This window comes from Nonomuraea guangzhouensis (genome assembly GCF_019396345.1).
GTDB classification, from domain to species: domain Bacteria; phylum Actinomycetota; class Actinomycetes; order Streptosporangiales; family Streptosporangiaceae; genus Nonomuraea; species Nonomuraea guangzhouensis.
Window position 1 is genome coordinate 264,788 of record NZ_JAHKRM010000012.1, and the last position, 11,342, is coordinate 276,129.

The 11,342-nt window shown below is 70.3% G+C and carries 9 protein-coding genes; 7 read left to right on the plus strand and 2 right to left on the minus strand.

Annotated features, from left to right (window positions below):
- Window positions 1-138 precede the first annotated feature (138 nt).
- From KME78_RS25895 to KME78_RS25915, 5 genes are read left to right on the plus strand one after another with little or no spacing between them, the layout of a single operon-like run.
- Window positions 139-495 (plus strand): bifunctional 3-phenylpropionate/cinnamic acid dioxygenase ferredoxin subunit, encoded by a 357-nt coding sequence (locus tag KME78_RS25895; protein WP_246651853.1) that lies wholly within the window; start codon window positions 139-141, stop codon window positions 493-495.
- Complete coding sequence (locus KME78_RS25900) at window positions 492-1,664, plus strand: NAD(P)/FAD-dependent oxidoreductase (RefSeq protein ID WP_219531930.1); 1,173 nt, start codon at window positions 492-494, stop codon at window positions 1,662-1,664. The genes KME78_RS25895 and KME78_RS25900 overlap by 4 nt, the downstream gene beginning before the upstream one ends.
- A 14-nt stretch (window positions 1,665-1,678) precedes the next feature.
- Window positions 1,679-2,764, plus strand: coding sequence for an S-(hydroxymethyl)mycothiol dehydrogenase (locus tag KME78_RS25905; RefSeq protein WP_219531931.1), 1,086 nt, complete (start codon window positions 1,679-1,681; stop codon window positions 2,762-2,764).
- Window positions 2,765-2,782: 18 nt separating this feature from the next.
- Window positions 2,783-3,931: an aromatic ring-hydroxylating oxygenase subunit alpha gene (locus KME78_RS25910; RefSeq protein WP_219531932.1), complete on the plus strand. Its 1,149-nt coding sequence runs from the start codon at window positions 2,783-2,785 to the stop codon at window positions 3,929-3,931.
- Complete coding sequence (locus KME78_RS25915) at window positions 3,931-6,183, plus strand: FdhF/YdeP family oxidoreductase (protein WP_219532004.1); 2,253 nt, start codon at window positions 3,931-3,933, stop codon at window positions 6,181-6,183. The genes KME78_RS25910 and KME78_RS25915 overlap by 1 nt, the downstream gene beginning before the upstream one ends.
- Here the strand turns inward: KME78_RS25915 and KME78_RS25920 are convergent.
- Complete coding sequence (locus tag KME78_RS25920; RefSeq protein ID WP_219531933.1) at window positions 6,149-6,928, minus strand: IclR family transcriptional regulator; 780 nt, start codon at window positions 6,926-6,928, stop codon at window positions 6,149-6,151. The genes KME78_RS25915 and KME78_RS25920 overlap by 35 nt on opposite strands.
- Before the next feature lie 127 nt (window positions 6,929-7,055).
- On the opposite strand from KME78_RS25920, the gene betA reads away from it, so the two are divergent.
- A complete protein-coding gene (gene betA, locus KME78_RS25925) occupies window positions 7,056-8,693 on the plus strand; it encodes a choline dehydrogenase (RefSeq protein ID WP_219531934.1) in 1,638 nt (545 codons plus the stop codon).
- Window positions 8,694-8,790: 97 nt separating this feature from the next.
- Here the strand turns inward: betA and purU are convergent, their stop codons facing one another.
- Window positions 8,791-9,654, minus strand: coding sequence for a formyltetrahydrofolate deformylase (gene purU, locus KME78_RS25930; protein ID WP_219531935.1), 864 nt, complete (start codon window positions 9,652-9,654; stop codon window positions 8,791-8,793).
- 215 nt (window positions 9,655-9,869) lie between these two features.
- Between purU and KME78_RS25935 the strand changes: the two genes are divergently transcribed.
- On the plus strand, window positions 9,870-11,330 hold the full coding sequence (locus tag KME78_RS25935) for an aldehyde dehydrogenase family protein (protein ID WP_246651854.1): 1,461 nt from the start codon (window positions 9,870-9,872) through the stop codon (window positions 11,328-11,330).
- Window positions 11,331-11,342: the final 12 nt, after the last annotated feature.

The window sequence follows — 11,342 nt, forward strand, 5'->3', positions numbered from 1 at the left end:
ACGGGCCTGCCGCCAGGGAGATCGGAGACTAATCCGAAACCACGCCAGAAGTCCCCACAAACCACTCTTGACATCCGCATTCCACGCCCTCAATCTGTTGCGTATAGCGCTAAACGTTGCTCGTTGTGAAACCGGGGTATGACGATGATCCCAGCGTGCCCTCTCGCGTCACTGCCGCGAGGCGAGGCTCTCCGTCTCGATATTGATCCGCCCATAGCGGTCTTCCACACCGACGAGGGCGACATCCTGGCGATCGATGACACCTGCACCCATCAGGATGCCTCGCTGGCCGACGGCTGGCTGGAGGGCTGCGAGGTCGAGTGCCCGCTGCACGCCTCGCGGTTCAACCTGCGCACCGGCGAGGTGGACGCGCCGCCCGCGAAGCGGCCGGTCCGCATCCACCAGGTCGTCGTCGAGAACGATGTCATCTACGTCGTGCCGTCGGACGCGCCGCCCAACCTGCCGCCGGGCGTCGCCCTGAAGGGGCAGGCGTGAAGACGGTCTGCGTGGTCGGCGCCTCGCTGGCCGGGCTGCTGACGGCGCGGGCCCTGCGGAGCCAGGGCTACGGGGGGCGGCTGGTCGTCGTCGGCGCCGAGGAGCACCGGCCCTACGACCGGCCACCCCTGTCCAAGGACTTCCTCAAGGGCGCGATCGGCGAGGCCGACCTGGCGCTGGAGGGCGATGCCGAGCACCAGGACATCGAATGGCGGCTGGGTGTGGCCGCCACCGGCCTGGACGCGATCGCCCGCCGGATCACGCTGAGCGACGGCACGTCGCTCGTGGCGGACGGCATCGTGATCGCCACCGGCGCGGCGGCGCGCACGCTACCGGGGACGCAGGCGCTGCGCGGTGTGCACACGCTGCGCACCCTCGACGACGCTCGCGCGCTCCGCGCCGACCTGGCGACCGCCAGGAGGCTGGTGGTGATCGGCGGCGGCTTCATCGGCGCCGAGGTCGCCGCCACCGCCCGCGAACTCGGCCTCGACGTGACCCTCGTCGAGTCGGGGGAGGCGCCGCTGGCCGCCGTCCTCGGCCTCACGATGGGGCGCGTCATCGCCGGCCTACACGAGCTGCACGGCGTCCGGCTGGTACACGGCGCGTACGTCACCGAGGTGACCGGAACGGACCGGGCCGACGGCGTACGGCTGGCCGACGGCACGCACCTGCCCGCCGATGTCGTGGTCGTCGGGATCGGCGCGGTGCCCAGCACCGGCTGGCTCCACGGAAGCGGCGTCGAACTGGGCGACGGGGTGCTCTGCGACGAGGGCGGCGGCACCTCCGTGCCGGGCATCGTCGCGGTCGGCGACTGCGCGGCCTGGTACGACCCGGCGCGGGGCAGGCACCACCGGGTCGAGCACTGGACCGGCGCCCGCCAGCGGGCCGCCGTCGCGGCGGCGACGCTGCTGTCCGGCGGCACCGCCCGCCCCGAGCCCGCGCGCCCGGCCTACTTCTGGTCCGACCAGTTCGACGTGAAGATCCAGTTCATCGGGCACGCGGGCGACGCGGACACCGTGACCGTGGAGGAGGGCGACCCGGCGGAGCACAGCTTCCTCGCCGTCTACCGGCAGGGGGACCGGCCGGTGGCGGTGCTGGGCGTCAACCAGGTGCGGCTGTTCACCCGCTGGCGCCGCCATGTGGAGACCACGCCGGTCCGGACCGGCTGAAACAGGAGTGAATCATGGCTCATGAAGTACGCGGCGTGGTCGCGACGGGCAAGGGCAAGCCGGTCAGCCTGGAGACGATCCTGGTGCCGGACCCGGGTCCCGGCGAGGCGCTGGTCAAGGTGCAGGCCTGCGGCGTCTGCCACACCGATCTGCACTACCGCGAGGGCGGCATCAACGACGACTTCCCGTTCCTGCTCGGCCATGAGGCCGCCGGAGTGGTCGAGGCCGTCGGCCCCGATGTCAGCGACGTGGCGCCCGGCGATTTCGTGATCCTCAACTGGCGGGCGGTGTGCGGGTCCTGCCGGTCCTGCTTGCGGGGCCGCCCGCAGTACTGCTTCGCCACCCACAACGCCACCCAGAAGATGACGCTGGCGGACGGCACGCCGCTCAGCCCCGCGCTCGGCATCGGCGCGTTCGCCGACAAGACGCTGGTGGCCGCGGGGCAGTGCACCAAGGTCGACCCGGCCGCCTCCCCGGCCGCCGCCGGGCTGCTCGGCTGCGGCGTGATGGCCGGGCTGGGTGCCGCCGTGAACACCGGCGCGGTCAGCCGCGGCGACTCGGTCGCGGTCATCGGCTGCGGCGGCGTCGGCAACGCGGCGATCGCCGGAGCGCGGCTGGCCGGCGCCACGACGATCATCGCCGTCGACGTGGACGACAGGAAGCTCGACTGGGCGCGCGGCATCGGCGCGACGCACACGGTCAACGCCAAGGGCGGCGACCCGGTCGAAGCGATCAGGGAGCTCACCGGCGGCTTCGGCGCCGACGTGGTGATCGACGCCGTAGGCCGGCCGGAGACGTTCAAGCAGGCGTTCTACGCCCGGGACCTGGCCGGGACCGCCGTCCTCGTGGGCGTGCCCACCCCGGAGATGACGCTGGAGCTGCCGCTGCTCGACGTCTTCGGCCGCGGCGGCGCGCTGAAGTCGAGCTGGTACGGCGACTGCCTGCCGAGCCGCGACTTCCCCACGCTGATCTCTCTCTACCTGCAGGGCCGCTTCGACCTCGACGCGTTCGTCACCGAGACCATCGGGCTGGACGACGTCGAGGACGCCTTCGCCAAGATGCACCGCGGCGAGGTGCTCCGCTCCGTGGTGGTGCTGTGATGCCAATCGAAGAGCCTGATGACCCGGCCCGTTACACAGAGGAGTAGTCCTGTGACCACTTCAACCACCTCCAGTGTGATCCCCACCCTCCCGGGCCGCTACTACACCGATCCGGAGATCTTCGCGCTGGAGCAGCGGAACATCTTCGAGACGATGTGGTTCTGCGCGGTGCGCTCGTCCGACCTGCCCAAACCGGGCGCCTTCAAGACGGTTCAGGTCGGCACCGAGAGCATGCTCATCAGCCGCGCCCGCGACGGGTCGGTCCGCGCCTTCTTCAACGTCTGCCGCCACCGGGGCGCCACCTTGCGCACGGAGGAGTCGGGCGAGGTCAAGCGGGCCTTCCAGTGCCCGTACCACGCGTGGACCTACGACCTCGACGGCAAGCTGATCGCGGCGCCCAACCTGACCAAGATGGCCGACCTGGACCGGGTGCGGTACGGGCTGGTCAAGGCGCACGTGCGCGAGTGGCTGGGCTACGTGTGGATCTGCCTGGCCGACGAGCCGCCGCCGTTCGAGCGGGACGTGCAGGGCGCGGTGGCCGAGCGGCTGGGCTCGCTGGACCTGATCGACAACTACGACGTGGCCGGACTGTCGGTGGGCCGGCGGATCGTCTACGACGTCAAGGCCAACTGGAAGCTCATCGTCGAGAACTTCATGGAGTGCTACCACTGCGCCACGATCCACCCCGAGCTGACCGAGGTGCTGCCGGAGTTCGCCGACGGATTCGCCGCCCAGTACTTCGTCGGCCACGGCGCGGAGTTCGGTGAGCGGATCGAGGGCTTCACCGTCGACGGCTCGGCCGGGCTCAGCCGCATCCCGGGCGTGACCGAGGACCAGGACCGGCGCTACTACGCCATCACCATCAAGCCACAGGTCTTCATCAACCTGGTGCCCGATCACGTGATCCTGCACCGCATGTTCCCGCTCGCGGTCGATCGCACGGTGGTCGAATGCGACTGGCTCTACCTGCCCGACGTGGTGGCCGCGGGTAAGGACCTGGACAAGTCGGTCGAGCTCTTCCACCGGGTCAACGAGCAGGACTTCGACGCCTGCGAGCGCTGCCAGCCCGCCATGAGCTCGCGTACGTACCGTGACGGCGGCGTGCTGGTGCCCAGCGAGCACCACATCGGCGCCTTCCACGAGTGGGTCCAGGACCGGATCGGGTGATGGTGACGGGCGAGAACGAAGACGAAGGATTGAGGGTCGGCCCGCCCAAGGAGTGGGCTGGCGGGCTGCCCGCCGTGGGGCACGCGCTGGAGATCGCCCATCGTGAGATGGGCGTCGCCCGCACCGCGCGCACGCTGCTGCGGGTGAACCAGAAGGACGGCTTCGACTGCCCAGGCTGCGCCTGGCCCGAGGGCGAGCACCGCAGCCCCGCCGAGTTCTGCGAGAACGGCGCCAAGGCCGTCGCCGAGGAGGCCACCACGCGCCGGGTCGGGCGGGAGTTCTTCGCCGCGCACCCGGTGGCGGACCTGGCCGTCCGCAGCGACCACTGGCTCGGCGGGCAGGGCCGGCTGACCGAGCCGATGCACAAGCCGCCCGGCGCGGAGCACTACCAGCCGATCACCTGGTCGCGGGCGTTCGAGATCATTGCCAGGGAGTTGCGCGCCCTCGACAGCCCCGACGAGGCCGTCTTCTACACCTCCGGCCGCACCTCCAACGAGGCGGCCTTCGCCTACCAGCTCCTCGTGCGCAGGCTGGGCACCAACAACCTGCCCGACTGCTCCAACATGTGCCACGAGTCCAGCGGCTCGGCCCTGACCGAGACGCTGGGCATCGGCAAGGGCACGGTGTCGCTGGAGGACCTGCACCGGGCCGAGCTCATCTTCGTGGTGGGCCAGAACCCCGGTACCAACCATCCCCGCATGCTCACCGCGCTGGAGCGGGCCAAGCGCGGCGGGGCGCGGATCATCGCGGTCAACCCGCTGCCCGAGGCCGGGCTGCTGCGCTTCAAGAACCCGCAGAAGCCCTCCGGGCTGGGCGCGGGCACCGCGCTGGCCGATCGGTTCCTGCAGATCCGGCTCAACGGCGACATGGCGCTGTTCCAGGCACTGTCCTTACTGCTGCTCGACAGTGCCGACCGGGCCTTCATCGACGAGCACACGTACGGGTTCGAGGCGTGGGAGAAGCACCTGCGCGCGCTCGACTGGGAGAAGGTCCGCCAGGCGACGGGCCTGACCCGGACGGAGCTGGAGGAGACGGCGCGCGAGGTCCGTACGGCCGACTCGGTCGTCGTCTGCTGGGCCATGGGCCTCACCCAGCACCGCAACTCCGTTGCGACGATCAGGGAGGTGGTCAACTTCCTGCTGCTGCGCGGCAACGTCGGCCGGAGCGGGGCGGGCGTGTGCCCGGTGCGCGGCCACTCGAACGTGCAGGGCGACCGGACGATGGGCATCTATGAGAAGCCGTCCGCGGCCTTCCTCGACGCGCTGCGCGCGGAGTTCGGGTTCGAGCCGCCCCGCCGCCACGGGCTCGACACGGTCGACGCGATCCGGGCCATGCGTGACGGGGCCGCCAAGGTCTTCTTCGGCATGGGCGGCAACTTCGTCCGGGCCACGCCCGACAGTGACGTGACGGAGGCCGCGCTGCGCCGGACCAGGCTGACCGTGCAGGTGTCCACCAAGCTGAACCGCTCCCACGCGGTGTGCGGCGAGGAGGCGCTGATCCTGCCGGTGCTCGGGCGCACCGAGCGCGATCCCGGCGGCTACGTGACCGTTGAGGACTCGATGGGGCTCGTTCACGCCTCCCGGGGCAGGCTCAAGCCCGGCTCACCGGACCTGCTGCCGGAGGTGGCCGTGGTCAGCCGGCTGGCGCGCGAGCTCTTCGCCGACGACCCGCACGTGCCGTGGGCGGAGTTCGAGCGCGACTACGGCGCGATCAGGGACCGCATCGCGCGGGTCGTCCCCGGCTTCGAGGACTTCAACGCGCGGGCGCCCGCCGGGTTCGCGCTGCCCAACGCGCCGAGGGACGAGCGCCGCTTCCCGACCGCGACGGGGAAGGCCAACTTCACCGTCAACGAGCTGGAGGTGCTGCGGGTGCCTCCCGGCCGGCTGCTGCTGCAGACCGTCCGCAGCCACGACCAGTACAACACCACGATCTACGGGCTCGACGACCGCTACCGAGGGGTCAAGGCGGGCCGCCGGGTGATCTTCGTTCACCCGGACGACCTCGCCGAGCGCGAGCTGGCCGACGGCGACCTGGTGGACCTGGTCAGCGAGTGGCCCGACGGCGAGCGCACGGCCGGGGGGTTCAGGGTGATCGCCTACCCCACGGCCCGAGGCTGCTGCGCGGCCTACTTCCCGGAGACGAACGTGCTGGTGCCCCTCGACTCGGTGGCCGAGACGTCCAACACCCCGACCTCGAAGAGCGTGGTGATCCGGCTGCTCAGGACCGGTCCGCGTAGCCCAGCCGGCGGCTGATCTCGTCGGCTCCGCTGATGAGCATGGGGGCGAGTTCGTGGATGCGTTCGACGGTGAAGCGGTAGGCCGGCCCCGAGACGCTGACCGCGGCCACGACCTCGCCGTGATAGGAGCGGATGGGCGCGGCCATGGCGTTCAGGCCCTCTTCGAGCTCCTCCAGGCAGTAGGCGTAGCCCGTCTGCCGCGTCCGCGCGAGCTGCAACTCCAGCGCGTCGACGTCGACCATCGTCTTGGGGGTGAAGCTCTCCAGCTCGCCGTCCGACAGCAGCCGGGCGCGTTCGCGGTCGTCCAGGTAGGCGAGCAGCACCTTGCCGCTGGACGTGGCGTGCAGCGGGGTGATCTGGCCGACCCAGTTGTAGGTGGTGATCGTCGAGGGGCCGCGCACCTGGTCGAGGTTGACCGCGTGGGCGGAGCGGAGCACGGCGATGTTCACCGTCTCGCCGATCTCGCCGGCCAGCTCCTGGCAGATCGGCCGGGCGCGCCCGGTGATGTCCATCTGCGTGCTGACCCCGCCGGCCAGCCGGATGATGCCGAAGCCCAGACGGTATTTGCCACGGTCCTCGGCCTGCTCCACCAGGCCGCGGGCCTCGAGCGCGCCGAGCAGCCGGAAGGCCGTCGACTTGTGCACGTCGATCTCGGCGGCGACCTCGCTCACGCCCGCCTCGCCGCGCTGGGACAGGATCTCCAGCACGCTGATCGCTCTGTCGACTGACTGTACGCCTCCGCTGCCCGAATCGTTGCTCATAGCGAAACTGTAAGTGCTACGGGGAACTCCGTCGATCTGCCAGGCAAAAAGATCTGTTGTTGCGACTAGTGAAACGCAATGCGTATAGCGCTACGATTTGGTGAAACGTGTGATGAGACGAGGCACTATGACGCCACAGCAGTACGACTTCGTCATCGTCGGAGGCGGCTCGGCGGGGTGCGCCCTGGCGAACCGGCTCTCCGCGGACCCCGCTACGCAGGTGCTGGTCCTGGAGGCCGGCCGGCCGGACTATCCGTGGGACGTGTTCATCCACATGCCCGCGGCCCTGCCCTTTCCCTGCGGCAACCGTTTCTACGACTGGCGCTACGAGTCCGAGCCGGAGCCGTACATGCAGGGCAGGCGGATCCACCACGCCCGCGGGAAGGTGCTCGGCGGCTCCAGCAGCATCAACGGCATGATCTTCCAGCGCGGCAACCCCCTCGACTACGAGCGCTGGGGCGCCGACCCGGGCATGAAGAGCTGGGACTACGCGCACTGCCTGCCGTACTTCAAGCGGATGGAGAACTGCCTGGCCGACCCCGGCACCCCCTTCCGCGGCCACGACGGGCCGCTGGCGCTGGAGCGCGGGGCCGCGAGCAGCCCGCTGTTCGGGGCGTTCTTCGAGGCCGTCCAGCAGGCCGGCTACCCGCTCACGGACGACGTCAACGGCTACCGCCAGGAGGGCTTCGCCCGCTTCGACCGCAACATCCGGCGGGGCCGCCGGCTCAGCGCTGCGCGGGCCTACCTGCACCCGGTGCTGAAGCGCCCGAACCTCACGGTCAAGACCCGCGCGTTCGTGACCAGGATCCTCTTCGAGGGCACGCGAGCGGTCGGGGTGGAGTACGACGGTGGCACCGTACGCGCCAAGGAGGTCATCCTCTCCGGCGGCGCCATCAACTCGCCCCAGTTGCTGCAGTTGTCCGGCGTCGGCAACGCGGGGGAGCTGGCCGCCCTCGGCGTCGACGTGGTGCACGACCTGCCGGGCGTCGGCGAGAACCTGCAGGACCACCTGGAGGTCTACATCCAGCACGGCTGCGCCCAGCCGGTCACCATGCAGCCGAACCTGCAGAAGTGGCGCCATCCCTGGATCGGCGCGCAGTGGCTGTTCGCGCGCAGGGGGCCGGGGGCGACCAACCACTTCGAGGCGGGCGGCTTCGTGCGGTCCAACGACGACGTCGACTACCCCAACCTGATGTTCCACTTCCTGCCCATCGCCGTGCGCTACGACGGCTCGGCGCCGGCGGCCGGGCACGGGTACCAGGTGCACGTCGGGCCGATGTACTCCGACGCCCGCGGTTCGGTCAAGATCAAGAGTGTCGACCCGCGGCAGCACCCCGCCCTGCGGTTCAACTACCTGTCCACCGAGCAGGACCGGCGGGAGTGGGTGGAGGCCATCAGGGTGACCCGCGCCATCCTCGGCGCGCCCGCCCTGGCCGAGTTCAGCACCGGAGAGCTCTCACCCGGGCCGTCCGTCGAGACCGACGAGGAGATCCTGGACTGGGTCGCCAAGGACGCGGAGACGGCTCTGCACCCCTCGTGCACGGCCCGGATGGGCACCGACGAGATGTCGGTGGTCGACCCGGAGACCATGCGCGTACACGGCCTGGACGGGCTGCGTGTGGTGGACGCCTCGGCCATGCCGTACGTGACCAACGGCAACATCTACGCGCCGGTCATGATGCTGGCGGAGAAGGCGGCCGACCTGATCCTCGGCAACACCCCGCTCCCGTCCGAGACGACCGAGTTCTACCGGCACCGCGCGTGAGGAGCCCCGCCAACAGGTGAAAGGAGGCGGTGGGGGCCGCAGCACCCCCACCGCCTCCTGGCCGGTGCCCGCCTCGGGCGGAGCCCTCAGCGGGTCCTCAGCGGAAGACGACCGTGCGGTCGCCGTTGAGCAGCACCCGCTGCTCGCTGTGCCACTTCACGGCCCGGGCGAGCACCTGGGCCTCCACGTCGCGGCCTGCCGCGATCAGGTCCTCGGGGTCCAGCTCGTGGTCCACCCTGGCCACGTCCTGCTCGATGATCGGCCCCTCGTCGAGATCGGCCGTGACGTAGTGCGCGGTCGCGCCGATGAGCTTCACCCCGCGCTCGTGCGCCTGGTGGTACGGCTTGGCGCCCTTGAACCCCGGCAGGAACGAGTGGTGGATGTTGATGGCCCGGCCCTCCAACCGCTTGCACATGTCGTCCGACAGGACCTGCATGTAGCGGGCGAGCACCACCAGGTCCGCCTCGTACTCCGCCACCAGCTCCAGCACCCTGGCCTCGGCCTCGGCCTTGCTCTGGGGCGTGACCGGCACGTGGTGGAAGGGCACGCCGTAGGAGGCGGCGAGCGGTTCGAGGTCGGGGTGGTTGGAGACGATCGCCGGGATGTCGATGTTCAGCCCGCCCACCTGGCGGCGGAAGAGCAGGTCGTTCACACAGTGAGCGAACTTCGACACCATGATGAGCGACCTGGTGGGGGTCGCGGCGTCCTTGAGCTGCCAGGTCATCTGGAAGGACTCGGCGACGTAGGTGAAACCGGCGCGCAGCTCCTCGAGCCCGTGCTGGGCCGCGAAGTGCACGCGCATGAAGAAACCGCCGCCCTGGCGGTCGTTGAACTGCTTGTTCTGCAGCATGTTGCCGCCGTGCTGCACCAGGAAGCTGGTCACGGCGTACACGATGCCCGGCTTGTCGGAGCAGGAGACCGTGAGGATGAACTCGCGTCCAGGATCGGGCCTGGGAGACATCACACCTCCTAGTGTTGCGTATGGCGCAAAGTGGTGATGTATGCGCAACAGGGTGCGGGTCTGGATGCCGTTCAGTCAAGAGAGCCGGCGGAAATCACGGAGTAAGGATTCCGGATGTGATTTCGGCCACCCCTTGACTTATCCGAGCAAGCGCGTCAATGCTGTTCCCCACTAAGCATTGTCTTGCGCGATACGCAACGATCAGGGGTGTGCCGATGATCGATCTCTACATCGGCGGCACGTGGACCAAGCCGGCCGACGGTGGACAGCGTGACATTCGCTGCCCCGCCGACGGCAGTCTCGTCACCACGGTCGCGGAAGCCACCGCGGCCGACACGGTGGCCGCGATCCTGGCGGCCAGGCACGCCTTCGACCTGGGCGAATGGCCCGGCACGCCGGCGCGCGAGCGCGGCGCGCTGCTGTACAGGGTGGCCGATCTGCTGGAGCGGGACAAAGCGGCCTTCGCCCACGCGGAGTCGTCCGACACCGGCAAGCGGTTCGTGGAGAGCGAGTACGACGTCGACGACTCCGTGGCCAGCCTGCGCTACTTCGCCGGCGTGGCCGGCACCGACGCCGGGCGGGTGATCGACACCGGCCGGGACGACGCGATCAGCCGGGTCGTCTATGAGCCGGTCGGCGTGTGCGGCCTGATCACGCCGTGGAACTACCCCTTGCTGCAGGCGACCTGGAAGGTGGCGCCGGCGCTCGCCGCGGGCAACACCTTCGTGCTCAAGCCGAGCGAGCTGACCCCGAGCACCGCGATCCTGCTGATCCGCGCGCTGGAGGAGGCGGGCCTGCCCGCGGGCGTCGCCAACCTCGTGCTCGGCGCCGGACCGGCCGCTGGCGCGCCGCTCGCCGAGCACCCCGACGTGGACCTGGTCTCCTTCACCGGCGGCGCGGCCACCGGGCGGCGGATCATGGCCGCGGCCGCCGCCACGGTCAAGCGGGTCGCGCTGGAGCTCGGCGGCAAGAACCCCAACATCGTCTTCGCCGACGCCGACTTCGACACGGCGGTGGACTTCGCGCTCACGGCCGTCTTCCTGCACTCCGGGCAGGTGTGCTCGGCCGGTGCCCGGCTCCTGGTGGAGGACTCGCTGCACGACTCGTTCGTGGACGAGGTCGTACGGCGTGCCGAGCTGATCCGCCTCGGCGGCCCCTTCGACCCGCAGGCCCAGACCGGTCCGCTCATCTCCGCCGCGCACCTGGCCAAGGTGGAGGAGTACGTGGCGGCCGGGCTCGCCGAGGGCGCCGTGCTGCGCTGCGGTGGCCACCGGCCGGCCGGTGAGGGCTTCTACTACCGGCCGACCGTGCTGGACGAGTGCAAGCAGGGCATGCGGGTGGTACGCGAGGAGTCGTTCGGCCCCGTGCTGACCGTGGAGCGCTTCACCACCGAGGACGAGGCCGTCCGCCTCGCCAACGACACCGAGTACGGCCTGGCAGGCGCCGTGTGGACCCAGGACGCCGGTAAGGCGCAGCGGGTCGCGGGGCGGCTGCGGCACGGCACGGTATGGATCAACGACTACCACCCCTACGTCCCGCAGGCCGAATGGGGTGGCTTCAAGCAGTCGGGTATCGGTCGCGAGCTCGGACCGACCGGCCTGGACGAATACCGCGAGATCAAACATGTGTGGCAGAACACCCGTCCGCGACCCCAGCGGTGGTTCCCAGCGAACTGACGCTCCGACGAC

Excerpts from the sequence above, each read along its gene's own strand:
- KME78_RS25920 (WP_219531933.1), bottom strand. The coding sequence starts at position 6,928 with ATGAGCAACGATTCGGGCAGCGGAGGCGTACAGTCAGTCGACAGAGCG.
- KME78_RS25915 (WP_219532004.1), top strand. The coding sequence starts at position 3,931 with ATGGTGACGGGCGAGAACGAAGACGAAGGATTGAGGGTCGGCCCGCCC.
- purU (WP_219531935.1), bottom strand. The coding sequence starts at position 9,654 with ATGTCTCCCAGGCCCGATCCTGGACGCGAGTTCATCCTCACGGTCTCC.
- KME78_RS25895 (WP_246651853.1), top strand. The coding sequence starts at position 139 with ATGACGATGATCCCAGCGTGCCCTCTCGCGTCACTGCCGCGAGGCGAG.
- KME78_RS25905 (WP_219531931.1), top strand. The coding sequence starts at position 1,679 with ATGGCTCATGAAGTACGCGGCGTGGTCGCGACGGGCAAGGGCAAGCCG.
- KME78_RS25935 (WP_246651854.1), top strand. The coding sequence starts at position 9,870 with ATGATCGATCTCTACATCGGCGGCACGTGGACCAAGCCGGCCGACGGT.
- betA (WP_219531934.1), top strand. The coding sequence starts at position 7,056 with ATGACGCCACAGCAGTACGACTTCGTCATCGTCGGAGGCGGCTCGGCG.
- KME78_RS25910 (WP_219531932.1), top strand. The coding sequence starts at position 2,783 with ATGACCCGGCCCGTTACACAGAGGAGTAGTCCTGTGACCACTTCAACC.